The organism is Streptomyces sp. NPDC058653, assembly GCF_042716895.1.
GTDB lineage: Bacteria > Actinomycetota > Actinomycetes > Streptomycetales > Streptomycetaceae > Streptomyces.
In genome coordinates, this window is record NZ_JBHXRM010000001.1 from 299,386 (window position 1) to 324,217 (window position 24,832).

At 69.6% G+C, this 24,832-nt stretch carries 21 protein-coding genes and 1 pseudogene; 16 read left to right on the top strand and 6 right to left on the bottom strand.

Going from position 1 to position 24,832, the window contains the following annotated elements; genetic code table 11:
- Positions 1 to 188 precede the first annotated feature (188 nt).
- Positions 189 to 1,088 carry an AraC family transcriptional regulator gene (locus ACFWU9_RS01305; RefSeq protein WP_384313661.1) on the bottom strand — a complete coding sequence of 300 codons (900 nt, stop codon included), beginning with the start codon at positions 1,086 to 1,088 and terminating at the stop codon, positions 189 to 191.
- Between the two features lie 290 nt (positions 1,089 to 1,378).
- Here ACFWU9_RS01305 and ACFWU9_RS01310 point away from each other — a divergent pair, with 290 nt between their 5' ends.
- The 3 genes from ACFWU9_RS01310 to ACFWU9_RS01320 all read left to right on the top strand — a co-directional run bounded on the left by ACFWU9_RS01310 (position 1,379) and on the right by ACFWU9_RS01320 (position 3,189).
- Positions 1,379 to 1,756, top strand: a complete 378-nt coding sequence (locus ACFWU9_RS01310; protein WP_384313662.1) for a winged helix-turn-helix transcriptional regulator — start codon at positions 1,379 to 1,381, stop codon at positions 1,754 to 1,756.
- A gap of 302 nt (positions 1,757 to 2,058) precedes the next feature.
- Positions 2,059 to 2,634 carry an NADPH-dependent FMN reductase gene (locus ACFWU9_RS01315; RefSeq protein WP_384313664.1) on the top strand — a complete coding sequence of 192 codons (576 nt, stop codon included), beginning with the start codon at positions 2,059 to 2,061 and terminating at the stop codon, positions 2,632 to 2,634.
- Between the two features lie 183 nt (positions 2,635 to 2,817).
- Positions 2,818 to 3,189 carry a DoxX family protein gene (locus ACFWU9_RS01320; protein WP_384313666.1) on the top strand — a complete coding sequence of 124 codons (372 nt, stop codon included), beginning with the start codon at positions 2,818 to 2,820 and terminating at the stop codon, positions 3,187 to 3,189.
- Between the two features lie 73 nt (positions 3,190 to 3,262).
- On the opposite strand, the gene ACFWU9_RS01325 is transcribed toward ACFWU9_RS01320, so the two are convergent.
- The gene (locus ACFWU9_RS01325) at positions 3,263 to 4,213 is read right to left on the bottom strand and encodes an alpha/beta hydrolase (RefSeq protein ID WP_384313668.1); all 951 of its coding nucleotides are present in this window, start codon (positions 4,211 to 4,213) and stop codon (positions 3,263 to 3,265) included.
- Between the two features lie 315 nt (positions 4,214 to 4,528).
- Here ACFWU9_RS01325 and ACFWU9_RS01330 point away from each other — a divergent pair, with 315 nt between their 5' ends.
- From ACFWU9_RS01330 to ACFWU9_RS01340, 3 genes are all read left to right on the top strand, one after another.
- The gene (locus ACFWU9_RS01330; protein WP_384313670.1) at positions 4,529 to 6,163 is read left to right on the top strand and encodes an acyl-CoA dehydrogenase family protein; all 1,635 of its coding nucleotides are present in this window, start codon (positions 4,529 to 4,531) and stop codon (positions 6,161 to 6,163) included.
- 390 nt (positions 6,164 to 6,553) lie between these two features.
- Positions 6,554 to 7,537 carry an NAD-dependent epimerase/dehydratase family protein gene (locus ACFWU9_RS01335; RefSeq protein WP_384313672.1) on the top strand — a complete coding sequence of 328 codons (984 nt, stop codon included), beginning with the start codon at positions 6,554 to 6,556 and terminating at the stop codon, positions 7,535 to 7,537.
- 154 nt (positions 7,538 to 7,691) lie between these two features.
- Positions 7,692 to 8,732 carry an LLM class flavin-dependent oxidoreductase gene (locus ACFWU9_RS01340; protein ID WP_384313674.1) on the top strand — a complete coding sequence of 347 codons (1,041 nt, stop codon included), beginning with the start codon at positions 7,692 to 7,694 and terminating at the stop codon, positions 8,730 to 8,732.
- 67 nt (positions 8,733 to 8,799) lie between these two features.
- Here the strand turns inward: ACFWU9_RS01340 and ACFWU9_RS01345 are convergent, their stop codons facing one another.
- Positions 8,800 to 9,759, bottom strand: coding sequence for a LysR family transcriptional regulator (locus ACFWU9_RS01345; RefSeq protein ID WP_384313676.1), 960 nt, complete (start codon positions 9,757 to 9,759; stop codon positions 8,800 to 8,802).
- Positions 9,760 to 9,836: 77 nt separating this feature from the next.
- Between ACFWU9_RS01345 and ACFWU9_RS01350 the strand changes: the two genes are divergently transcribed.
- The 6 genes and pseudogenes from ACFWU9_RS01350 to ACFWU9_RS01375 all read left to right on the top strand — a co-directional run bounded on the left by ACFWU9_RS01350 (position 9,837) and on the right by ACFWU9_RS01375 (position 17,302).
- Complete coding sequence (locus ACFWU9_RS01350; RefSeq protein ID WP_384313803.1) at positions 9,837 to 9,962, top strand: putative leader peptide; 126 nt, start codon at positions 9,837 to 9,839, stop codon at positions 9,960 to 9,962.
- 339 nt (positions 9,963 to 10,301) lie between these two features.
- Positions 10,302 to 10,856: an NADPH-dependent FMN reductase gene (gene ssuE / locus ACFWU9_RS01355; RefSeq protein ID WP_384313678.1), complete on the top strand. Its 555-nt coding sequence runs from the start codon at positions 10,302 to 10,304 to the stop codon at positions 10,854 to 10,856.
- A gap of 81 nt (positions 10,857 to 10,937) precedes the next feature.
- Positions 10,938 to 12,128 (top strand): SfnB family sulfur acquisition oxidoreductase, encoded by a 1,191-nt coding sequence (locus ACFWU9_RS01360; protein ID WP_384313680.1) that lies wholly within the window; start codon positions 10,938 to 10,940, stop codon positions 12,126 to 12,128.
- Positions 12,129 to 12,221: 93 nt separating this feature from the next.
- Positions 12,222 to 13,397: an LLM class flavin-dependent oxidoreductase gene (locus ACFWU9_RS01365; RefSeq protein ID WP_384313682.1), complete on the top strand. Its 1,176-nt coding sequence runs from the start codon at positions 12,222 to 12,224 to the stop codon at positions 13,395 to 13,397.
- Between the two features lie 291 nt (positions 13,398 to 13,688).
- Positions 13,689 to 13,871 (top strand): annotated as a pseudogene (gene eno / locus ACFWU9_RS01370) (phosphopyruvate hydratase); the annotation flags it as partial.
- A 251-nt stretch (positions 13,872 to 14,122) separates the two neighbouring features.
- Entirely contained in the window at positions 14,123 to 17,302 is a 3,180-nt protein-coding gene (locus ACFWU9_RS01375; RefSeq protein WP_384313684.1) for a CHAT domain-containing protein, read from the top strand.
- 10 nt (positions 17,303 to 17,312) lie between these two features.
- Here ACFWU9_RS01375 and ACFWU9_RS01380 read toward each other — a convergent pair whose 3' ends face one another.
- Entirely contained in the window at positions 17,313 to 18,080 is a 768-nt protein-coding gene (locus tag ACFWU9_RS01380) for a DUF6338 family protein (RefSeq protein WP_384313685.1), read from the bottom strand.
- A gap of 165 nt (positions 18,081 to 18,245) precedes the next feature.
- Complete coding sequence (locus ACFWU9_RS01385; RefSeq protein WP_384313687.1) at positions 18,246 to 18,371, bottom strand: hypothetical protein; 126 nt, start codon at positions 18,369 to 18,371, stop codon at positions 18,246 to 18,248.
- Positions 18,372 to 18,720: 349 nt separating this feature from the next.
- Between ACFWU9_RS01385 and istB the strand changes: the two genes are divergently transcribed.
- Both istB and ACFWU9_RS01395 read left to right on the top strand, forming a co-directional pair.
- The gene (gene istB / locus ACFWU9_RS01390) at positions 18,721 to 20,061 is read left to right on the top strand and encodes an IS21-like element helper ATPase IstB (protein ID WP_384313688.1); all 1,341 of its coding nucleotides are present in this window, start codon (positions 18,721 to 18,723) and stop codon (positions 20,059 to 20,061) included.
- 354 nt (positions 20,062 to 20,415) lie between these two features.
- Positions 20,416 to 21,228, top strand: a complete 813-nt coding sequence (locus ACFWU9_RS01395; RefSeq protein WP_384313690.1) for an alpha/beta fold hydrolase — start codon at positions 20,416 to 20,418, stop codon at positions 21,226 to 21,228.
- A gap of 235 nt (positions 21,229 to 21,463) precedes the next feature.
- Here the strand turns inward: ACFWU9_RS01395 and ACFWU9_RS01400 are convergent, their stop codons facing one another.
- Positions 21,464 to 22,996 carry a pentapeptide repeat-containing protein gene (locus tag ACFWU9_RS01400; RefSeq protein WP_384313692.1) on the bottom strand — a complete coding sequence of 511 codons (1,533 nt, stop codon included), beginning with the start codon at positions 22,994 to 22,996 and terminating at the stop codon, positions 21,464 to 21,466.
- A 468-nt stretch (positions 22,997 to 23,464) separates the two neighbouring features.
- On the opposite strand from ACFWU9_RS01400, the gene ACFWU9_RS01405 reads away from it, so the two are divergent.
- On the top strand, positions 23,465 to 24,301 hold the full coding sequence (locus tag ACFWU9_RS01405) for a SigB/SigF/SigG family RNA polymerase sigma factor (RefSeq protein WP_384313694.1): 837 nt from the start codon (positions 23,465 to 23,467) through the stop codon (positions 24,299 to 24,301).
- A gap of 88 nt (positions 24,302 to 24,389) precedes the next feature.
- The gene (locus ACFWU9_RS01410) at positions 24,390 to 24,821 is read left to right on the top strand and encodes a hypothetical protein (protein WP_384313696.1); all 432 of its coding nucleotides are present in this window, start codon (positions 24,390 to 24,392) and stop codon (positions 24,819 to 24,821) included.
- Positions 24,822 to 24,832 lie beyond the last annotated feature (11 nt).

Below are 24,832 nucleotides of genomic sequence, written 5' to 3' on the forward strand. Positions count from 1 at the left end.
CTCCAGGGACCGGCGGTCGGGAACCCGGCTCTCACGGCGGAACATCGCCGCGCTCATATATGTGCTGCGCTTTCCGTGGAGAGTCTGTGGCCCATTTTTCTTTTCCTCGGAATGCGTGTGTGTACTTGTTCGGACGTTACCAGGATGTCGGTCCCCACCCATGAGGATTGTCCGCCAAGCGTTGTTGACTATCCGCGAAGCGTCTTCAGGGGTGTCTGTCCGTATCTGGCTTCGTGGGCGGCGGCGAATCGTCCGAGGTGATGGAAGCCCCAGCGATGCGCCACGGCCGCGACGGAATCGACAAGTGGGTCGGCGTTCCGCAGATCGTGATGCGCCCGCCGGAGCCGGACCTCGCGCACGTAAGCCATGGGAGACATTCCCATGTGCCGGCGAAAACCCTTCTGGAGCGTGCGGACGGTGACGTCGCAGTGCTCCGCCAGTACGGCTACGGTCAAGGGCAGTCCGGGGTCGGACTCGATGAGCTCGATCGCCCTTCGTACGACGGGCGGCCTCGCGCCCGGCACCGGTGATCTGATGGCTTCGGAGTGCGAATGTGCCGTCGCCAGCAGAAAACCGTTCAGAATGCTCTCTGCCAGGGGCGCCGCGACCAGGGGCTCCGAAAGCAGGGTGCCGGGCTTCGCCAGTTGGCGGTTGACCGAATACACCAGGTCCGCCCAGGCACTCCCGAATCCACCGGAGAGATTCACGGCATGCGCGAAGGAGATCCGGCCCGCCTCTCGCTCACCCACCAGCCTTCTCAGCGCCGTGTTCACCGAAAGCAGATCGAGCTGTACGCAGAGGGCGCGGTAGCCGGCCGTCCACCGGCCGGTGAAAGGACCGGTGTCGGGCTGGAAAACGGCGGTCCATTCGCGGCTGTGGGTCAGGTCGGTGCCCCGGTGGAGGGAGTCGAATCGGCCCGCGATCGGCAAATGGACGTAGTAACTGGAACCGACCTCGTCGCACTCGACCGCCCAGTCACGCAGAAAAGTGACCTCACCGATCGAGATCGGACCCAGCTGTCCCTGTCGGTACACACTGGCGAACCGGCCGTCCGTCGCACCGATCGCCTCAATTGTCGGGACACGCAAGGAAATCCATCTCCCTTCGGAACATCAGGGGTGCTCGTATGCCCGCCCGGACACGGACGCTCCCCTGTCCACCTTTCCGGTTCGAGGCTGCATCGTCCAATGCCTGCTCGGCATCGCGATGGTACGGTCCCTAGGCTCTAGCAAGTGACGAATGAGTGCTGTGCAGCCGATAAGTCACTCACTACTCCCTGACGACCATGACGGTACCTGACGGTCGCCGCCCCCCGGCGGCTGACCGTGGCGCCCGGCATCGCGGATCGTCACACGTAACGGAATCGTGGTGAATCCTCATGACATGCGGGAGTGATCCCGACGCGCGCGATGCCTGCCGGCAGGCCGACGACGGCATGACCCGGGTCTTCGGTCTGCTCGGGAAGCGCTGGACCGGACTGATCGTCGCCGCGCTCACCAAGCAGCCGGCCCACTACGCCGAACTTCGCCGGGCCGTCCCCGGCATCAGTGAACGGATGCTCTCCGATCGCCTGACGGAACTGGCGACGGCGGGACTCGTCCTGCGCGAGGTGGACGCCGGTCCGCCGCTGCGCGTGACCTACTGCCTCACCGAGTCCGGCAAGGCCATCGAGCCCGCGCTGCGGGAGCTGCTGATCTGGTCCCAGGCGCATCTCATGCCGAACGGCGACGGAGCGCCGGCCGCTGACAGCCGCTGAGTGGCCCACCCCGCCTCGCGGTCGGCGGCTTCCCGTGGGAAGCGCGTCACGACCCGCTTCGCGGGGCCGCTCGGACGGCTCGTACCGCCACGCGGGGCACACATGGCACTTGTTTGACCAATCAATTGTGTAGCACCTACTATTGCTTCTAGGTCACCTTCTATGTGACGGCTGCGCGGATCCGTGCATCAAGCGGACTCACGCCACCCGTGGCCAGGCCCCGGCCACATACGCGACCCCGCCCGGTCGCCACCCCCCTCGGGGCGTATATCCACTCAGCTATTTATCGACAGAGGAACGACATGACCCGCATCGGTATCATCATCGGCAGCACCCGGCCCGGCCGTAACAGCGAGCAGGTGGCCCACTGGGTACACGCCCAGGCCGTCCAGCGCGCGGACGCGACCTACGAGCTGATCGATCTGGCCGAGCACCCGCTGCCCCACCTCGACGAGCCCATGTCGGCGATGAGCGGGCAGTACCAGAACGCCCATACCAAGGAGTGGGCCGAGGTCATCGGCTCCTACGACGGCTTCGTGATCGTGACGCCCGAGTACAACCACTCCACCTCCGGAGTGCTGAAGAACGCCATCGACTACCTCTACGCGGAGTGGAACAACAAGGCGGTCGGCTTCGTCTCGTACGGCGTCGCCGGGGGAGTGCGCGCCGTGGAACACCTGCGGCTGGTCGCCGGTGAATTGATGTTGGCCGACGTCAAGACCAATGTCGCCCTGTCGATGTTCCACGACTTCGAGGGGTTCAGCCGCTTGACGCCGTCGGAGATGCAGAACGCGTCGCTGACCAAGATGCTCGACGAACTCGTCGCCTGGACCACCGCTCTCCGGCCGCTCCGCGAGGCGGACTTGCGATCCGTGTGACCTGCCGGACCGCCGCTACGCGCACGCCGGCCCGCCGAGACGGGCCGGCGTGCGCCTCGTCGTGCGAGCGGTCGGCAAGAGCCGAACGCCGTGCCTCAGGCCGAACAGCGCGCCTCACGACCTTGGCGCCTGTCACCGATGAGGCCGTACTCCCTGCTTCCCGGCACGTAAGGACTCCATGTCGTGAACGTCTTCCTCTGGGTTCTGCAGACCCTGCTGGCGCTGATCATGTTCGGCGCCGGCGCCGTGAAAGTGGCACGGCCGTACGAAGCGCTCGCGGCTTCGATGGGCTGGGTCACCCACTACACGGCTCGTCAGATCAAGGGAATCTCCGTGCTGGAGATGCTGGCGGCCATCGGCCTGGTGGTTCCCGGAGCCGTCGGCATCGCGACCGTACTCACGCCTCTGGCGGCCACCGGTCTCGGACTGCTCATGATCGGCGCGGCTCTGGCCCACATACGCGAGAACGAGAAGGCGAACGCCGCCGTCAACGTGGTCTTCCTCGCCCTCGCGGTTGTCATCGCGTGGGGCCGATCCGGTCCCTACCCGTTCTGACGAATGCGTTCCGGCGGACGCCATGGTGGAGCCGACGGCGGGTGGGAGGGTGACCTCCCACCCGCCGAGGCGGTTACAGCGCCCGCAGTACCCGGACGCGGTCGGCCTTCATGCGCCGGGCCACCGCGCTGTCGAAGGCGATGGTTTCGAAGGCGTGCGGCACGGAGGGGTGGACGTGCAGTTCGGCAGGGACGCCGGCGGCGGCGGTCCGCCGCGCGTAGTCGATGTCTTCGTCCCGGAAGATGTCCAGTTCGAGGGCCTCCATGTAGAGCGAAGGCATGCCCGCGGCATCGCGCATCCGCGCCGGCGCGGCGTAGGGCGACACGTCGGGGCCACCGCGGGCATCTCCGAGCAGAGCCTGCCATCCGGTGATGTTGTCCTCGTAGGACCAGGTGACGAGCCCGGCGAGAGCCGGGTCGGGGCTGGTGGTGCGGTCGTCGAGCATCGGGTAGAGCAGGATCTGGCGGGCTATCGGCGGGCCGCTCCGGTCACGTGCCAGCAGAGCCAGTCCCGCGGCCACCCCGCCACCGCCGCTGTCCCCCATGACCGCGAGACGGGCCGGGTCGACACCGAGCTCCTCCGCGTGCTCCGCGAGCCAGACGAGCCCCGCGTAGGCGTCCTCGACAGGCGTGGGGTGCGGATGCTCCGGAGCGAGCCGGTACTCGACGGACAGGAACGGAACCCCGCTCGATGACACGAAGCGGGAGACCGTTCCGTCGTACAGGGCCACACCGCTGGCGATCATGCCGCTGCCGTGCAGGAAGAGCACCGCGGAGCCGGGCCGGGCCCCTTCCTTGGCGTACCAGCGCAACAGCAGCTTCGTGCCGTCGCCCGCGGTGGTCTCGAAATCCCTGATCGTCACATCGTCAGGTACTGGCTGGGCCACGTCGAGCTGTGCGTGGACGGTGTCCACGACGGCCCTGCGCGTCGCCACGTCCCCGACGGGCGCCGCGGCGATTTCCACCGGCCCGCCGAAGAGTTCGGCCGCCGCTGCGAGAACCTCTGGATCCCAGGAAAATGACACGTACGCGCCTTTCTTATGGGGCGCCGGCATCTTGTCCCACATTCGGTGCGACTACCGGCAGCCGTCCTTCTACGGAGAGAGACCCGGCGGTGCGGGGGGCGGGGGCCCGTCCGTACGGCCGCCACGTGGGCACCGAACCGGGGGATGTCTGACAAGTCGTGAAAGTTGACAGCACAAGCATGGAATGTATACCACGGATAATTGAATACTCCGAATGGATGGTGGTGCATAGATCATCGATGCGCGACCCATCAGATGGGCGGTCCGCGCAGGACCGGCTCCACCTGGCTCTCCCGATCACCTGGAGGTATCCCCATGCCGCTCACCCACGAGGTCACCAACCAGGTCCCACCCGTCGTCGGCCGCGACCTGTCGACCTTTCCCGCGCTGGTGGAGGGCCTGCGGCGTGAAGGCGCGGGCTGGGCCGAGCAGGAGGTCCGTGACCTCGGCGTACGCGCCGGAGGCGAGCGGGCCCAGACGTGGAGCCGGATCGCGAACGAGCACACGCCGGTGCTGCGTACCCACGACCGGTACGGCTTCCGTATCGACGAGGTCGAGTACGACGCGTCCTACCACCAGCTCATGAGCGTCGCCTTCGGGGCGGGCCTCGGCGGCACCGCCTGGACGTCGGACCGGCCGGGGGCCCACGTGGCACGGGCCGCCAAGATGATGGCGTGGAGCGCGACGGACTTCGGCCACCTCTGCCCCGTCGCGATGGTGTACGCGGTCGTCCCCGCGCTGCGGACCGATCCCGCGCTGTCCACTTCCTACGAGCCGCTGCTGACCACCTCCTCCTACGATCCGGGCCTGCGCCCCCCGGAGAAGAAGACGGCCCTGATCGCCGGGATGTCGATGACCGAGAAACAGGGCGGCTCCGACCTCCGGGCCAACACGACCACCGCCACGCTCCAGAGGGACGGTCGGTACCGCCTCACCGGGCACAAGTGGTTCACGTCCGCTCCGATGTCCGACTTCTTCCTCACCCTGGCGCAGGCGCCGGGAGGGCTGTCCTGCTTCCTGGTGCCGAGGGTGCTGCCGGACGGCACCCGCAACGCGATCTTGCTCCAGCGGCTGAAGGACAAGCTGGGCAACCGGTCCAACGCCTCGGCCGAGATCGAGTACGAGGGCGCCCTCGGCCAGTTGGTGGGCGAGGAGGGCCGCGGCGTGCCCACCATCATCGAGATGGTCAACATGACCCGCCTCGACTGCTTGCTGTGGGCCGCCGGCGGAATGCGAACGGGCACCGCACAGGCGCTGCACCACACCACCCACCGCGCGGCGTTCGGCGACCGGCTGATCCGTAAGCCGGCCATGGTCAACGTGCTGGCCGACCTCGCGCTGGAGTCCGAGGCGGCCACCGCTGTCGCGCTGCGGCTGGCCGGTGCCGTCGACCGGGCCGCCCGCGGTGACGAGGAGGAGCGCGCCTTCCGCCGCTTCGCACTCGCGGTCACCAAGTACTGGCTGTGCAAACGCTGGTCCGCGCACACCGCGGAGGCAATGGAGTGCCTCGGCGGCAATGGTTATATCGAGGAGTCCGGTATGCCCCGGCTCTATCGCGAGGCTCCGCTCGTCTCGATCTGGGAGGGCTCGGGCAATGTGGCGGCGCTCGACGCGCTGCGCGCGCTGCGGCGCGAGCCGGAGACCGTGGATGCCTTCTTCGCGGAACTGGACCGTGCAAAGGGCGCCGACACCCGCTTCGACGACCGGGCCACCCAGCTGGCCAAGGATCTTTTCGACACCGAGGGTCTCGAATACCGGGCGCGCGCCCTCGTCGAGCGCGCCGCCCTGCTCCTTCAGGCCGCCCAACTGCTGCGGCACGGTGATCCCTTCGTGGCCGAGGCGTTCGTCGCCAGCCGTCTGGGCGGTAGCTGGGGTCATGTCTACGGGACGCTCCCGACGGGCATCGACACGGACACGATTCTCGCCAGGGCGTCCCTCGCGGAGGGGTGAGCCGGCCGGTCCGTTCCGGGACGGCACCCCGGCGCCCCGGCCACGGCGAGGGGGCCTCCCGGTCGGCTCGAACCGCACGTACGAGCGGCGGGGCCCCGCGTTCCCACCCGCCCGGGAGGAGGGCCTGACGCGGGCCCGGCTCAGCGCGATCGGCCCCCGTCAGGGCGGCGACCGCGGCGACGTGATGATGACGGCCACGGCGATTCCGGTCGTGGTCGCCAGCCCCGCCATCACCGCGGCGGCGGTGCCGGGCGGCGATCCACCCGCCGCCCGGCAGCACGCGTGCCGCGGACAGTCGCCGTTAAGCCTCCGGCTTCGACGGTCGCCGCCTCCGAGCCACCCCGGTGGTTTTGCGCGGGAAAGGGACTTTCGGGTCCATATAGTGCGATCGTGCAACTTCTTCTACTGGGTGGTACGGACTTCGTGGGACCGGCGCTCGCGGCCGACGCTCTTTCGAGGGGCTGGCAGGTCACCGTGTACCACCGGGGCCTGAGCGATCCGCCTCCCGGTGTGGCCGTACTGCACGGCGACCGCACCACCGAGGAGGGGCGCGCGGTGCTGCGGACAGGTGAGTGGGACGCGGCGGTGGACACCTGGTACGGCCCGCCCTCCGCGGTCCGTGATGTGGCGAGGCTGCTCGCCGGACGGGTCCGGCGTTACATCTATGTCTCCACACGCGCGGTGTACGCCATGCCGGTCGCGGCAGGGGCGGACGAGGACGAGCCCGTGATCGACGCCTCCCCCGACGACGGTGAGGTCGACCACGCGCGAGCCAAGCGCGGCGGGGAACTGGCGGCGATCGATGCCTTCGGCGACCGGGCGCTGCTGCCACGGCCCGGCATCATTCTGGGCCCCCGTGAGAACGTCGGACGACTGCTGTGGTGGCTGTCCCGCACTGCCCGGGGCGGTGACGTCCCGGCCCCCGGTCCCGAGAACACGCGCGTGCAGTACATCGACGTCCGCGACTTGGCCGCCTGGATCCTCGACGCGGTCGAACGCGGGCTCAGCGGCCCGTACAACACGGCGAGCCGGTACGGCCACGCCACCATGGGCCGGCTCCTGGACGCCTGTGTCGAGGCGACCGGGAACCGGGCCCGACTGCGCTGGATCGATCCGGACGACCTCGCCGCGGTGGGCGTCACGCCGGACGCGGAGCTGCCGATCTGGCTGCCGCCGGGGGCGTACCACGACGCCATCTTCCGGGGGGACGTGACCAGGGCGTACGAAACGGGGCTCCGCTGCCGCCCCGTCGAGGAGACGGTGGTGGACACCTGGGGCTGGATGCTGAGCGCGGAAGGACGGCGGACGCCCTTCCCGAGCTACCGGCCCATCGGGCTGGATCCGGCGAAGGAACAACGGCTTCTGCGACGGTGATCTCCTTACCGGCGGTGATGTCCTTACCGGTCGGCGGGCTCCCCGTGGAATGGCTGGGGGAGCCGCGGGGTTTCTCCGACGGCGCGACACGCGCCCGGACCTTGGTACCCCGCCGGTCGGCGGGGTGCGCCGCAGACGACGGAGGAGCCGCCCCGTGCCACTGACCTCGGAGCCGTTGCGGAAGCTGGGCTTCCTGACGATCGGCCTGTTCGACCCGGCGGACCCCCGCCGCGGGCACGAGTCGACCCTGGAGATAATCGAGTTGGGGGAACGGCTCGGGTTCGACAGCGCGTGGGTACGGCACCGGCATCTCCAGTACGGCATCTCCTCACCCGTCGCGGTCCTGGCCGCCGCCTCGCAGCGCACCAGCCGTATCGAGCTCGGCACCGCCGTCATCCCCCTCGGCTGGGAGAATCCGCTGCGGCTCGCCGAGGACCTCGCGACCGTCGACATCCTGTCCGGAGGCCGGCTCAACCCCGGAGTCAGCGTCGGCCCTCCCATGCACTACGACCAGGTGAAAGGGGCGCTCTACCCCGACACCGCCGACGCGGAGGACTTCGGCTACGAGCGGGTACGGCGGCTGCTGGACCATGTCCGCGGTGAACCGGCCACCCGATCGGCGGGAGTCGAGGGCTTCGAGGTCTTCTCGGACCGCGTACAGCCCCAGGCGGCCGGTCTGGGACGCCGTATGTGGTACGGCGGCGCGAGCCTGCGGTCCGCGCGGTGGGCCGGGGAGAACGGCATGAACTTCCTCACCAGCAGCGTGGTGAAGGCGGAGGACGGCGAAGGGCCCGACGCGGGACGGGACTTCGCCGCGATCCAGCTCTCCCACGTACGCGCCTTCCGTGCGCACCATCCCGACGGCGACCGGGCCCGGGTCTCGCAGGGCCTGGTCGTGATCCCGACCGACAACGCGACGGCGGCGCAGCGCGCCAAGTACGAGGAGTACGCCCGTACGCGCCTGCCCCGCACCGAAACGCCCCAGGGCCCGGCCCGGCTGATGTTCGCGCCCGACCTCGTCGGCCCGTCCACGGAGATCGCCGAACGGCTCCACGCGCACGCCGCGTTCCAGGAGATCGACGAGGTCGCCTTCGCGCTGCCGTTCACCTTCGAGCACGAGGACTACGTCCAGATCCTCACGGATATCGCCACCGGCCTTGCCCCCGCCCTCGGCCACCGTCCGACCGCCCACTGAGGGGCGGTACGGGGCGGCTACCGGCCCCCGGGTCGTACGCGCGCGCCGGGGAGCGGGACCGGGTGCTTCAGCCCCGTGGCCCCGACGCCTCCGACGCGGGGCCGGTCGCCGCCGGGCCCCGTACCGCGTCCGGGTGGGAGGCCGCGCGGGTGACGAAGATGTCGTGGAGCGTACGGACCGCTCGGGGCATCGAGGAGGACGGGCGGCGCTGGATCACCATCAGGACCTCCGTGTCGTCGTCCGCCAGTGGGCGGCAGGTGAGAGCGCCCTGCCGCTCCAAGGGGTCGCCGAGCACGCTGAAGGCGGGCAGCACCGTGGAGCCCAGCCCCTCCGCGACCATCAGTTTGCCCATCTCGGCGCCGTCCGTGGAGTACGAGAAGGAGGGTGGCCGGCCACGGAGCAGACGGTGGACATAACGGTGCATCACATAGCCCGAGCGCATCACGATCAGTGGTTCGGTGAGCAGATCGGCGACCCGGACCGTATCCATCGCCGCCAGCGGACTGTCCGGGTGCAGGCACACCACCGCGCGGCAGCGCAGCAGTTCGGTCGTCTCCAGGTCCGGCGGGCGGTCGTCGCCGGCCAGATAGTTCACCAGGCCGAGATCCAGACTGCCCTCCAGGAGCGCCCGGTGGATGTCGTCCTGCTGTGTGCCGACCACCTCGACCTGGGTGCCGGGCTGCGCCTCACGGAATTCCCGTACTGCCGGCACCAGCAGCGGCACGGTGGCCGCGTTGACCGTGCCGAGCCTGACCATCCGGGTGGTGTGGTGCTGGTGGTCCGCGGCCCGCCGCAGCCGGTCGACGGCGTCCAGGACACCGATGATGTGCGGCAGCAGCGCCCTGCCGTCCTCGCTGATCTTGGCCCCGGAGCGTTTGCGGTCCAGCAGGACCACGCCCAGCTCGCGCTCCAGATTGCGGACGGTCTCGCTCAACGCGGGCTGCGAGATGTGCAGTTCCTCGGCCGCGCGGCGCAGCGACCCCAGGCGGGTGACCGCCTCCATGTAAGTGAGCTGTTCGATCCGCACGAGGGCCTCATGCCTGCTGACTGAAAGGGAAACCCTACCAGTCCCTCGTGAACGCCGTCTCGACCCGACGGCCGGGCATGCGTACCCTCGATGACGTGGGCCATTCCCAGTCGGCGCCGGTCCCGGCGCAACGGATCCTGACACGGCGACGTCATATCGACCTCGCCCGTGTCTGCAGTGCCTTCTGTTGTCGCGTGGCCTGAGGGGCAACGTCCCCGCGTGGCACGCCAGTTCGGCATTTCCCGGAGTTCCGGGCACCGGTAGCCCCGGACCGCTCCGTACCCGGCGATAGGCAGCGCGTACCGCCCCTCCACACCGGCCGTCAGGCGCCGGCCGCCCCTTTCCGAGTCCGTGATGGGCCGTGTCTCTTCTCCTCTCCGTGCGTGGTGTCGAGTCCGTCGGCAAGCGGGTCGGGGCCCTCGTACGGGAGCCGGCGGCCGAACCACCCCCGTCCGAGGGGACGTCGGGCCGCGCCGCGTCCCCTCACCGCCAGTCCTGACCACGGCCGTCCGCCGTCCGCCCGACCACGGAAGCGAGCTCTCATGGCCACCGTTCTGTCCGTCTCGGGGAGTCCGTCCCCGACGTCTCGCACCGCCCGGCTGCTGCGGCATCTCGACGCGGCGCTGATCGCCCAGGGCCACCAGGTCGTCCCGCTCGACGTCCGTACCCTCTCCGCCGAGGCCCTGCTTGGCGCCGACTTCGGCCACCCCGACATCAAGCGCGCCACCGAGCTGTTCGCGCGCGCGGACGGCGTCGTCATCGGCACCCCGGTCTACAAGGCCGCGTACTCCGGGCTGCTGAAGTCACTGCTCGACCTGCTGCCGCAGTACGCGCTGGCCGACAAGGTCGTACTGCCGCTGGCCACCGGCGGCTCGGTCGCGCACGTCCTGGCCATCGACTACGCGCTCCGCCCGGTGCTCTCGGCGATGGGGGCGACGCACGTCGTTCCCGGATGGTTCGTCCTGGACCGGCACATAGTGGCCGCTCAGGACGGGTCGACGGAGATCGAGGAGAGCACGGCTGCGGCTCTCGACCAGGTACTCGCGCAGTTCGCCACCGCCCTCGGGAGCGACGTACTGCTCCGCGCGGCGAGCTGATCCCCCCGCTCCCGCTGTCCGACCGCCCCCGCCTGACCGCCCGCCCCCCGTCCTGACCGCCCTCTCTTCTCTGGAGACGCTGTGACCGCTACCTCCCATGTGATCGCCGACGACGCGGAGGCCCTGCGCACCGCCGCCGCTCTCGCCGAGGAGTTCCGGGCCGGCGCCGCCGGGCGGGACGCGTCCCGTACGCTGCCGCGCGCGGAACTCGACCGGATCACGGCCAGCGGGCTGCTGGCCGTCACCGTCCCGGCCGCTTACGGCGGCGCGGACGTACGCGCCGAGACGCTCGCCGAGATCTTCCGGCTGCTGGCGACCGCCGATCCCAGCCTCGCGCAGATCCCGCAGAGCCACTTCGCGTACGTCAACGTGGTGCGCAGGCAGGGCACCGAGGAGCAGCGGAAGTTCTTCTTCGGCGAATTGCTCGCGGGACGCCGGTTCGGCAACGCCCAGTCGGAGGCGGGCACCCGGACCGTCCAGGACATCCGCACCCGCCTGGAACCGCTCCCCGACGGCTCGTACCGGCTCGACGGTCTCAAGCACTACGCGACCGGCGCCCTGTTCGCCGACTGGATCCCCGTGCTGGCCCGCGCCTCGAACGACGACCTGCATGTCGCGTTCGTACCGCGCGACGCCGCCGGGGTGACGGTGGTGGACGACTGGGACGGCATGGGGCAGCGCACCACCGCCAGCGGTACGGTCCGGCTCGACGCGGTCGCGGTGCCCGCCGACCGGGTGCTGCCGCACCATCTCACCTTCGAGGGACCCCAACTGCACGGCGCGGTCGCGCAGTTGCTGCACGCGGCGATCGATGTCGGAATCGCGGGCGGCGCGCTCGCGGAGGCGGTCGAGTTCGTACGGACGAAGAGCCGGCCCTGGTTCGAGAGCGGCTTCGACCGGGCCGACCAGGACCCCCTGCTCATCCAGCGGTTCGGCGAACTGTCAATTCAACTGCGCGCGGCACAGGCCCTGTTGTCGGACGCCGGACGGTCGGTCGACGCGGCGTCCACCGACCTCACCGACGACAGCGCGGCCGAGGCGTCGGTGGCGGTGGCCGCTGTACGGGCGTTCGCTGCGGGTGTCGCGGTCGACACGGGCAGCGCCGTCTTCGAGGTGTCCGGCACCCGCTCCGCGCTGGACGCCCTCAATCTGCACCGGCACTGGCGCGACGCCCGCACCCACACCCTGCACGACCCGGCCCGCTGGAAGGTCCAGCACATCGGGCGCTACGTCCTGAACGGCACCCGGCCGCCGCGCCATGGCCTCCTCTGAGCCGGGCCCACTCTCCCACCCGCGTACTTCCGCGGCCTCCCGCTCAACCCCCGCCGACCCGCCGACCCGCCGATCGATCGGAGACCGAGACCGATGAGCCTCACCTTTCACTGGTTCCTCCCCACCTACGGGGACAGCCGCGATGTCGTCGGCGGCGGGCACGGCGTTCCCGTCGGCGCCGCCGGGGGCCGGCGGCCGGCCACCCTCGGCTATCTGACCCAAATCGCGCGGGCCGCAGAGCAGTTGGGGTTCGTCGGCGCCCTGACGCCCACCGGGGCCTGGTGCGAGGACGCCTGGCTGACCACCGCCATGCTCGCCCGCGAGACCGAACGGCTGAAGTTCCTGGTGGCCTTCCGCCCCGGTTTCGTCGTACCGACCCTGGCCGCCCAGATGGCCGCCACGTACCAGCGCCACACCGGCGGCAGACTGCTGCTCAACGTGGTGACCGGCGGCGAGAGCCACGAACAGCGAGCGTACGGGGACTTCCTCGACAAGGACGCCAGGTACGCCCGTACCGGCGAATTCCTGCACATCGTGCGGGAGTTGTGGCAGGGCAGGTCGGTGGAGTTCGAGGGCGAGCACCTGCGGGTCGAGGACGCCAGGCTGACCCGGGTGCCCGATCCCGTGCCCGAGGTGTACTTCGGCGGCTCCTCGCCCGCCGCGGGAGAGGTCGCGGCCCGGCACAGCGACGTCTATCTGACCTGGGGCGAACCGCCCGCGCAGGTCGCCGAGAAGATCGCGTGGATCAGGCGGCTGGCCGAGGCCCAGGGGCGTACGGTGCGCTTCGGCATCCGGCTGCACGTCATCGCGCGGGACACCGCGGACGCGGCCTGGGCCGAGACCCGGCGGCTGCTGGCGGGGTTCTCGCCCGAGGCCGTACGGGCCGTGCAGGCCGGGCTCGCCCGCAGCGAGTCGGAGGGCCAGCGGCGGATGCTCGCGCTGCACGGCGGAAGTGACGACGGCCTGGAGATCTCGCCCAACCTCTGGGCCGGCATCGGTCTGGTCCGCGGCGGCGCCGGAACGGCACTGGTCGGCAGCCACACCGAGGTCGCGGAACGCATCACCGAGTACCACCGGCTCGGTATCGACGAGTTCATCCTCTCCGGGCACCCGCATGTCGAGGAGGCGTACTGGTTCGGCGAGGGTGTGCTGCCGCTGCTGGCCGCCGACGGTCTGTGGCGCCACCCCGAGGCGGGAGCGGCGGGCACGACGGAGGATCCGGGCGGCGTCTCGGTCCCGTTCGCGGGCGGGGTCGGGGCCGCGCGGTAATCGGCGGGGCCATACGGGTGCCGATGCCGGCGGGTGTGGGTCGGCGGGAGCACCACTCTCGGCGGTCGGCCCCGCGAGCGCACCGACGAACGCGCCCGGGACGTCGCGAATCGCGGCGGCGTGACCGACGTACCGCAGCCGGCCGCGTAGTCGTACCGACCGCGTAGTCGTACCGGCCGAGGGCGCCGCCGATCGCCCACGGCCCCCCATCACCCACGCCACCGATCGTCTCGCAACGACCGTCCGGCGTATGGCGAGCCGTTCCAGAAGGGTGGCGCTCCGCGTCGGCACACCGGCGGGACGGAGGACACCTCCCTCGCGGATGCGGCAGTGGCGACCGGCTGCGGGCAGATCGAGACCGGCTCGCTCTCCCGCTCCGACCGCACAACGACGCACCGCCAACTGGTACGAATCGAGGAGGAGTTGGGCGGCCCGGCGGGCCTCGCGGGACGCTCCGCGCCGCGCGGGGCGTAAACGTGCGGCAGTTGCAACAGCCCCCGCGTCAGGGATGTTCGTCGTCCCGAAAGGCTGTTCGGGATGGCGCGGCCTCGTTTCGAAGGCCATGCTGATCAGTCCTGAGTGGTCCGCCGCCGACGGGGCGACGGCTTCGGGGTGGTTGTTCCGGTGATCCGGCCCCGCGCGGGCCGGGAGCGGAACCGGGACCCGGCATGAGGGCGTGGAGAATGCACCTGGGCAGACCGCGGCGTGAGCCGCGAGACGAGAACATGCCGTGCGATCAGGTCGACGCGGCCGTACGGGAGGACAGGGCGGCGCTCGCGGCGGCCGGACGGCGCCCCGAGCATCGCATACCGGCCCTGGGGAACCTGGCCACGAGCCTCTACTGCTCGTACCGCTGCAACGCGCGGCCGGATCAGCCGGAGCAACTCCTCCAAGCCATAGCCCACTTGACCGAGGCCCGGGACATCGCCACCGCCGAGGCCGCCCGCCTGGGCGGCAGCGCCCAAGGCCGCCACGCCGCCGAGACGGTCGAAGCCCTCGAGCACAACATCAGCGTGTTCAGGTCCTACCTTCCGAGTCCTTCGGGACCGGGCTCCGGCCCGGCGGCCGTACAGGGCGGGGAGTCGGAGCGCGAGCGGTTGGAGCGCGTCCACCGACGCCCGGGAGCCGGCGACGAGGACCGTGCCCGAGCCCTCCTCCAGTTGGCCGCGCTGGACTACGCCGAATGGGAAGCCTCCTCCGGCGCCGAGTCGCTGGCGCGAGCGATCCAGCGGTGCCGTGACGCCGGATCGCTGCTGGAGGCGTCCGGCGACGGCCAACTCCGGCTGGTGGCCCGGTCCAACCTGCTCAACGCGCTCATGAGCTGGGTCACCCGCGTGGGCACATCCGTCGACGAGCACCTGACGGAGGCTCACGAGCTCGTCGAGAAGCTGGACGTGTCGGGCGAGGGTGCCTCCGTCCCCGGCCTCGCCGCCGTACTGACCCATGTGCGGTCGCAGATGGCCTTCGTGCGCCATCAGCGCACCGGCGACACCGCCGCGTTGGCCGAGGCGGAGGAGTCGATCCGACGGCAGTCGGCCGACCGCGGCCCCCTGCACGGCCTCATCGGCGACCATATGAGGAGCGTGGAGGCCGTGCTCGCGGAGATTCGCCTGCACCGCGACGGCCGTCTGCAAGCCGGTGACGAGGCCGTCGACGTCCTCCGGGACGACGGGGAGGCGTCGACCGATCCCGCCTACCTGCTGAACCGGAGTTTCGCTCTCTTCCGCCGCTACCAGAAGCGCGGTGGTGCCGGTGAGCCGGCGTCGCAGGATCTGTACGACGCGTTGGCCCTGGCTTCCGAGGCGACCGACCGCGCGGGCGGCGGCGGATCCCTGCGCGCGAACGCCCAGCGTATGTCGGCCCATTGCCTGCTGGAACTCGGGCGCCTGCGACCGCAGTCCGCCGAGCCGCTGTTCCGGAAGGCACTCGACGCGATCACGGAGGCACTCGTCGGCGGGAGCTTCAACGAACGTGAAGCCCTGCTCGCGGGCGTCACCCAGGCGGAGTGCCGGTACGCCCTCGCGGCGCTGCGCCGCGATCCCGCCGGCCTGGAGGCCGCCACCGTCCAACTCGTCGAACTGAGGGGGCTGTTACCGGCCGGCAGCGCCAACCGCCCCGGGTTGCTCGCGCAGTTGTTCCAGGTGCGGCTGGCCAAGGCCGAGATCAGCGGTGCGCCGGACGACGAGGCACGGGCCACGGAGGCGGCGAGGCAGGCGTGCGACGCGGCGGGGGAGTTCAGCCCGGCCGTCGAGCACAGTACGGCGCGGGCCTGGGGCGACTGGGCGTGGCGCCGTGGGGCGCTGCTGGAGGCGGCCGAGGCGTACCGTCACGGACTGAGCGCGCTGCACCACCTCAGCCGGGTCCAGGTCACGCGCGGTGACAAGACATCGATCCTGTCCCTCGCCGAAGGGATGGGCGCCCGCGCAGCCTACGCCTTTGCCGAGTCCGGGATGCTGGGCCGGGCCGTCGTCGCCGTCGAGTCGGGCCGGGCGCTGATGCTCACCGAGGCCCTGGAACGACGCGCCGCCGACCTGGACCGGCTCGGGCAGACGGGCCGTGCCGATCTCGCCGACGCGTTCCGCGCAGCCGCCGCCGAGGTGGCGCGCACCGACGCGGAGCTTCTCACCGACTGGTCCGGCGGCACGGGGGCGGAGGCGACGCGGGCCGCGCGGGTACGCGACCGGTTCGACGCCGTGGTCGCGGAGATCCGCGACTCGACGGGGCTCGAAAGCTTCCTGCCACCACCCTCGTACGGCGAACTGGCCACGACCGTACGGGAGTCGGGCACGCACGTCGTCTACCTCCTGGCGACCGACCGCGGCGGTGTGGCGCTCTCGCTGCCCGCGACCCGGAACGCGCGACCCCTCCGGATCCCCCTGCCCTCGCTCACGGCCTCGGTGCGGGACGGGCTGGTGGCGGCCTGGCAGGACGCACTGGACACGCCGGACGACGAGCAGTGCGAGAAGAAGTGCGACGCCGTGGCCGACCGGCTGTGGACCGACGTGATGGCGCCCGTCCTGCGCCGCCTTCGCGGAGTGGCCAAGGTGTCGTTGACAGCGGTGGGCGAGCTGGGACTGCTCCCGCTGCACGCGGCCCGCCGTCCGGACCCCACCGCTCCGACCGGCCACCGGTACGTGATCGACGACCTGGCCGTCAGTTACCAGGCCAACGTGCGGGCCCTCGGCGTCGCCCACACCATCCGCTCCCGGACCGGCCGGCCCGACACCCTGCTGACGGTGCGGGAGCCGGAGCCGGTGCCGTCCTACGGTCCACTGCCCTCCGCGCAGTGGCAGGTACGCCGGGCCCGGGAGCATTTCCGCAAGGGGACGGGAGCGTCCCTGAGCGGCCCGGAAGCCACCCGCGAGGCGGTGCTCGCGGCGCTCCCGGGGGCTGCGGTCCAGCACTTCGCCTGTCACGGCACGGTGGTGGACGGCGCGCCGCTCGACGGAGGGCTCGTCATGGCACGGGAGCGGCTGCTGACCGTGCGGGACGTGCTGGGACTCACGCCGAGGGACGTACGCATGGCGCTCCTGCCGGCCTGCCGTACCGGGGCGCTGGACCAGACGGTGCTCGACGAGGCCGCGGGGATGCCCTCGGCCTTCCTGCAAGGCGGTTACGCCGGGGTGATGGCGACCGGCTGGGACTCGGACAACTGGGTCTGCGCGCTGATCACCGACCGGTTCTACGCCCACTGGCTGCGGGAGGGGATGGAGCCGGAGCAGGCGCTGAGGAAGGCTCAGATCTGGGTACGGGACTCGACCAACGCGGAGAAGAACGCGGCGTACCCGGGGCTCGCGGACGCGGATTTCGCCCCAAAGCCGGGAGAGGAGTCCGGTCCCTGGGCGACGGCCCGGCAGGAGGCCAGCGTCTTCTACTGGGCCGTCCTCTCCTTCCACGGGTGCTGATCCGTCCCTGTCACGGCGACGTGGGCGATGACGGGGATGGGGAGGGGCTCGGGCTAGGGCTTGGGTTCGGGCTTGGGCTAGGGAGCGTCGGCGCGGGCGTGGGAGGCATCACATAGGTGACGGTGATCGCGGTGATCCGGCGGGCGCTCAGGATCACCGCACCGGTGTCGGACAGTTCGGTCTCCACGGCCGCGCCCGGTGGACGGTAGAAGAGGGGCCCGCCCAGGACGAGTTCACGCTCGGCGTCGTCCGAGACCCGATTCGAGTACGAGCGCAGCCATCCCGACCAGTACGCGCCGTCCTCCAGCAGACAGCCGACCTGCACGCGGGCCTCGGGCCACTCGTTGAACGCCTGCCACCAGGCGGAGACCCGGGACGGGTGCTCCTCCTTGGGCACGTACCGTCCGACGACCGGCAGCCGCGCGGCCAGCCTTGCGGCGCATTCCGTGCCGCACCACGCCGCTCCGCAGACGGCGGCCAGGAGCAGCGCCAGCGACCACCAGAGCAGGGAGACGTAGTGGGAGCGGGTGTACGCACCCGGCTCGCGGACCAGGGCGCCCACATCCGGGGTCGAGCCCGGCGCGCAGACGCGGCACAGACCGAAGGCCGCCAGCGCCAGGGCATCGGCGACGACGCTGATGGTGATCAGCCTGATCGTCTCCCAGAGAGGGGAGACGTCCCGCTCGGGCCACCGGAGCTGCCGGACCTTGATATGGGCCGCCCCCGGCAGCAGCACGACGATGAGCAGGATGAGACCGAGGATCGTGGACGGCAGCATGGACCGCTTTCTGTTCCCAGCCGGACAGAGGCGCGGATGCGCTTCAATGACATCAACGCACCTACCCACGTGACGAGGAGTTCGAATGCGGGAAACTCCCGAACCGGCCCCCGAAACCCCGGCGAGCAACGAGAAACCCGGCACGGTACGTCGCAGGAAGCGGGACTACTCCGGAGTGAAGAAGGCCACCAACAGCCAGCGCCCAGCGCCCACGAGCCAGCAGTCGAAGCCTCCGCCCCCGGCGCAGCCGGCACCACCGTCCTCCTGACGCCGCTGTCTGACCTCGTTCACCGAGCGACTCCGAGTTGGTGCGCTCCCAAGGCCGTTGAGCGGTTCGGCGCCCGGAGGGCCACCTGGCGCGGGAGTGGGCAGGGTCAGCCGGGCGCGGTGTTGGCGGCTGTCAGGGCCGCTTTTTCACATGCGGGCTGACCCTCACCCATGGGGCAACGCGGACCCATTTCCTTTGCCCAGGGCGCCCGTTGATTCTGCTGAAAACAGTGTGCGGGAGGCGCGACCGCGCGAACTGTCTCTTGTCCTAATGAAATTCTATTCATCCCAACGAGTGCATCGAATTCGAATTTTTGGCGGGGTGCCGTAAGAATGATGGAGCCTCCCGTCGTCGCAGTCGTTGGAGATGTCGTTGCCCAGTCATGTCGCGCCCGCCCACGACCACAGCTTTTCATCCCCGGCTCCGAACCCGGGGAGGGAAGCCGCGAGTTTCGCGCCCGCCGCACTCGGATACGCCCTCTTCGCCACCCGCTGGCTCCAGGCCCCGCTCTATTTCGGCCTGGTCGCCGCACAGGGAGTCTATGTCTACAAGTTCTTCAACGAGCTGTGGAAATTAATCGTTCATGTCATCAACGGTCATGCCGACGAGACGTATGTCATGCTCGCGGTCCTCAAACTCGTCGACGTCGTGATGATCGCCAATCTGCTGATTATGACGATCGTCGGCGGCTACGAGACCTTCGTCTCGCGCATCAACCTCCAGGGCCATCGCGATCAGCCGGAATGGCTCTCGCACGTCAACTCGAACGTGCTCAAGGTCAAGCTCGCCACCGCCATTGTGGGCATTTCGTCCGTCCATCTGCTCCAGATGTTCGTGGACGTGCACCACACTTCCCGGCACGCGCTGCTGTGGGGGACCACGATCCACATGGCCTTCATCCTGTCCGCCGGGATTCTGGCCTATATGTCGGGTCCCATGCTGGAGTCGCGGAAGAGCGGTCATGGGGGCGGTGGCCATGGGGACAGTCACGGAGAGGACAGCCTGCGGCTGATCCCGAAGCCGTCCACCGGGTGGCACGACGATGCCATGTCATCGGGGCGGGCGGCACTTTCCGTCCCCGCGGCGACGTCGGCTTCGGCCAGCGGAGGTTCGGGTGCCGAAGCCCGCGTCCGCGCCGCGGGCTTCCCCGCGCCCAAGGCGCTGGAGAACTTCGATTACGAGTACCCCCGGGCACTTGACCGGGAGGCCGTGGCGATGCTCGGCAAGCTGCACTTCATCACCGCCAAGGAGAACGTGGTCCTCCTCGGCCCACCCGGCACCGGCAAGACCCACCTCGCGGTCGCCTTCGGCACGCGCGCGTGCCAGGCCGGCCACCAGGTACGGTTCGGCACCGTCGCGGAATGGGTCGCCCGGCTCGCCGAGGCCAAGGTCGCGGGCCGCCTGACCGAGGAACTGGTCCGGCTGGACCGGTACCCGCTGCTGATCGTCGACGCGCTGGGCTACTTCCCCCTTCAGGCCGAAGAGGCGCAGCTCTTCTTCTGCCTCGTCGCGCACCGCTACGAGCGCGGCTCGCTGATCGTCACGAGCGACAAGCCTCTGAGCGACTGGGACCTCGTCTTCAGCGACACGGCGGTGGCCTCGGCCGTGATCGACCGCCTCGTCCACCATTCCGAGATCATCAGCGTCGAGGGGGACAACTACCGTATGCGCGACCACGGCGGCTTTGACCTGGCGTCCCCGGCCGTTCGTTAAGCCTTGCTCCAGAGCCACTGACGTGTCGCCACGGACCGCGATTGTCCTGTGACGGTGGATCTTGACCGTCCGTCTGACTTTCTTGTCGGTCCGCGCGGGTGACGCCCAGTGAGCGGCGGCGACTTCCGCGTGTTCGGTCGGGTCGGCTCGGGCGCGTATGGGCCATTCTGGCTCGTCCGCCAGAGCCGGCCGCTCGGGCCGGAGGAGGTCGCTGTCCGCTGTCCGCTCGCGTGTCCGACCCTTCCCTGAAAGGATCACGCTGCTACCGTCCACTTCGCACATAATCGACCTATTTTCTCGCGTTCTGACAGTACGCCGTATTGCCGTATATAGGCCGCAGTGAGAGAGAGCACGATGAAGCGCGAACTGGAACTGCCCGACGCCCGGATCGTCTTCACGGTCGAAGGCAACGGCGAGACGGTGCTGCTGTTGCACGGCGGCTTCTCGCCGGACTGGTTCACACCGGTCGCCGCCCGTATGCCCGGGTACCAGGTCCTGACGATGCAGCGCACCGGCTACGGGGAGAGCGAGGATCGGACCGGCGGCCCGAGCATCGCCGCCTACGCCGACCACGCTGCCGCGGTGGTGCGCGCGGTCGGCGCCGAACGGGCCCACGTGGTCGGGCACTCGGCCGGCGGCGGCGTCGCCCTGCAACTGACCCATGCCCATCCCGAACTGGTGGGCACGCTGACCCTGCTCGAAACCGCCTTCCCCTACGCCCCTGACGAACCGGCGATGCCCGGCATGCCCCGCGCCATCGCGGCAGCCAAGGAAGGGGACTTCGCGCGGGCCTTCGACGAATTCATGAGCAGCCTGTCCGGGCCGGGCTACCGCGACGTCTTCGTCCGCGAGCTGGGGGAGGCCGGCCTGCGCCGCGCGGTCGACAACACCCCCTACTTCTTCGCCGCCGAGGGTCCCGCGTTCGCAGCGTGGTCGTTCGGACCCGACGAGATGAACGCGATCCGCGTTCCCGTTCTGCTCGCCGTCGGAGCGATGGGCGCGCAGCGCAACACCCCCCACCGCGCCCGAGCCGCGTACCTCGCGCAGCACATCCCCCATACCGAGAGCACCGTCCTGCCGGGCGTCAGCCACAGCCTCCCGCTGGAGAACCCCGACCTGGTGGCCCGCACCATCACGGACTTCATCTCCCGCCACCCACTGTCCTGAGCGCGGACGCCACCAGAGCCAGTTGGCGGAAGATGCCGATGACTTCCATGCCAAGGGCTGTACGGCTGTTGGCGTGCCCACAGACCATGCCCCCACCGCCGGCCTCGACCGACGACCACCGCACCGGAAGCATCCCTGTTCTTGAGCTGCTTGCGGCACGGATTCCCGACGGTGACCTGCGACAAGCCCCTGGTAGCTGGGGCCTTGACCATTCTGTGCGGCGCCGCCGGCCGGGCTAGGGCTGGGCGTTTGTCGGTATCGAAAGTGGTCCCCAGGTGATCCGGGTTCCATGGAACCCGGCGTTGGCGAAGTCAACGGTGCTGCTCGGACTCACACGCGTGGCGTTCTCGAAGGTGACGGCCCCACCAACGAACCCAGCGTTGTCGAAGGTGACGATGCCTTCGCCGAAGACCGCGTGGCTGAAGGTAAGCATGCCGCCATGGACCAGGGCATTTCCGAAGCTGAGGGTCCCGCCGTCGAACCTCGTGTTTTCGAAGGCGACAACTCCGTCCTCGAAGAGTGTGTACCTGAAGTCGATTGTGCCCCAGGCGAGCACCGCGTGCTGGAAAGCGAGAGTGCCGCCCGCCCATGTGGAGTTTTCGAAGCCGACGATGCCCCCGCCGAATCGGGCGTCCTCGAAGGTGACAGTGCTGCCGTCGTTGAACGTGGCCCGGTTGAAGATGGTCGTGCCGTCACGGAACTCCGCTTGGTTGAAGGTCACGGTGCTGCCGACGTTGAACGTCGCGTTGCTGAAGGTGACGGTGCTGCGGTTGAACTCGGCGTTGTTGAAGGTGAGGGTGCCGCCGTTAAACTGCGCGTTGTCGAAAGCGACGGTGCCGCCGTGGAGCCGCGCGTTCTCGAAGGCGACGGTCCCGTCGTGGAACTGCGCGTTCTCGAGGGTGACTCTGCCACTTCGGAACTGGGCCCGCTTGAAGGTGACAGTGCTGCCGCGGAACCCGGCGTTGTCAAAAGAGGTGGCGCCGTCGTCGAACGTCGCGTCGTCGAAGGTGACGGTTCCGCTGTGGAATGTCGCCCGGTTGAAGGTGACGGTTCTGTGGAATGCCGCCCGGTTGAAGGTGACGGCGCCGCCGAATGCCGCCCGGTTGAAGGTCACGGAGCCCTCGAAGGTTGCATGGTTGAAGGCGACAGAACCGCCTCTGAACCTTGCGTCGTCGAAGGAGACGTTGCCGCGAAAGTGACTACCCGAGAAGTCGGCGTCGTCGAAGGTGGCGCCCGTGAAGTCCAGTTGGTTGTAGCACCAGGCAGTCGGTTCCCACGGTGCCTCGAGATGGTCACGGATGACCCGGACGATGGTGTGGTGAACTTCGCGTTCACCTTGCCTGTACTGGGCTGCGGTCGGATCGGGTTCGTAGGGCATACGAAGATAGGCGCAGAGCACGTCGATGCAGACCTGGCGTTGTTCTTCCCAGTCGTCGGCGAGGCGGGCGAGGGCGTAGACACCGGCAAGGCGCACCGCGGCTTGTTCGTGTCCGAGCTGTTCGGCTGCGGTGGTGTATCGGTCGGCGAGCTGGCTGGCGTCAGCGCGGTGGGCGTCGCCTTCGTCCAAGCGCTGCTTCCGGTAGGCGTAGACGCCCGCGAGGACGGCGCCGAAGAGGGTGAGGATGGTGACCGTCGTCGTGACGATGTCCTTGACGTCGACGGGCTTCGACGGTTTTGTCCGTCGGGCGGCGTCCGTCAGGAGGTTCTCAACGTTCTCGTAGGCCACGTAGCCGATGGCGCCGACGACGAGGAGGGCAATCGGTGCCACGATCCAGACAGGCCAGAGACGGGGGGTGTGGCGTCCTCTGGAAGCTTGATACGGCGTTCGTGGTATTCGCGTCACGTCATGATGATGCTGCTGTCGGCGAGCCGGCAGCAGCGACTTGAGTGAAACGCAGTCGCAGGTTGGGGCTTGTCCGGTTGCGAGCGTGCCCAGGACGAGCGTGAGCGACGAGACCGGCAACGTGGTCTCGCTGTGGATCGAGGCGCCGACGGACGCCGATCGCGGGGGTGTTCGCTGTGCGCCCTCAGCTCCGGGGTGGACATGGCAGTGGTCCCGCCAGGCCGTCCGTGGGCCGGTCCCGCAAGCTGCCCGCGCAGGGCAGCCGAAGTGCTACGACGCGGGGGTGTGGGTCCCCGTCGTGGGGGCAGACGCCGTGTAATGAATCCGCTGCCCCGAGGTGAAATTGTGAGCAGATCCCCGCAGTTGCCGACAAGATCCGAGCAGGCCGTTGGCATGGTAGAGGCCACCACCCGGCACGCGGCGGATGAGTTGCCGTGGATCGAAGAGGCAGGGAAGATCGCGCCCAAGGACGCGCGTGCCCTGACGAAGGTATTCCTGGATCGGCTCCAGGACCTCGAAGAGGGTACGCACGAGTATCAGTACGCCCGCAACACCCTGATCGAGATGAACCAGTCGTTGGTGCAGTTCGCCGCCCGACGCTTCCGGAACCGGGGTTCCGGTGACATGGAGGACGTCGTCCAGGTCGGCACGATCGGTCTGATCAAGGCGATCGACCGGTTCGACCTCAGCCGTGAAGTCGAGTTCACCTCCTTCGCGATCCCCTACATCGTCGGTGAGATCAAGCGGTTCTTCCGTGACACCTCCTGGGCGGTCCACGTCCCGCGCCGGCTTCAGGAACTGCGTATCGACCTGGCCAAGGCCAAGGAGACCCTCGCCACCTCCCTGGACCACAACCCCACGGTCAAGGAACTCGCCGCGCATCTGCGGATGAGCGAGGAGGAGGTCATCGAAGGGCTCGTGGCGGCCAACGGCTACGCGGCGGGATCCATCGACACTCCCGCCGGCGGTGACGAGGACGCCGACGACGGCCGGAGCTACGCCGACACGATGGGCGAGTGCGATCCGGCGATGGGCCTCTTCGAGAACCTCCATTCCCTCGCCCCGCTGCTGGAACAGCTCGACGACCGCGACCGCGCCCTCATCGAGATGCGGTTCGGACGGGAGATGACCCAGTCGGAGATCGGCAAGGAGCTCGGCGTCTCGCAGATGCACGTCTCCCGCCTGCTGACCCGCACGCTCGCCACCCTCCGTACCGGCTTGGTCGGTTGACCCGGCCCGACGCCCACCCATGCCCGCTGTGCCGTAACCAGCGGTCGGAGGCCAGGGGCCCTCGGCGGCGAAAGGAACTCTCTTCCGTATGAGCGAGACCTCATCAGGACCAGGAACGGGCACCGCGCCCGTGACGACCGAGCCCGTCGCGGACATACAACTGCAGTTGCTGGTGCGGCTGCTCGGGGAGAATCCGCGCACGAGCCTGCCCCTCACCCTGTGCCTCCCCAGCGGGGTCGTCCAAGGGAGTCTGATCGCCCACGAGGCGTGGAAGGCGGACTGGGCGCAGAGCCTTCCACCGAGCGACGGCCCCGGCACGCGGCTGCTCTCCGCCTTCCCGGAATCGGTCGATCAGGCCGTGGACGAGATGACCCCCGGAGACGGCCCGCAGAGCCTTCCGCAGTGGATCCACCTGCGCGACGCGACCATCACAGTCGGTTCGCCGCAGCCCATCAGCGTCTCGTTGTGGCGGGGACGACTCGCGGACATCTGCGGCTGGTCGCTCGGCAAGTCCGGCTGAGGCGACGTCGC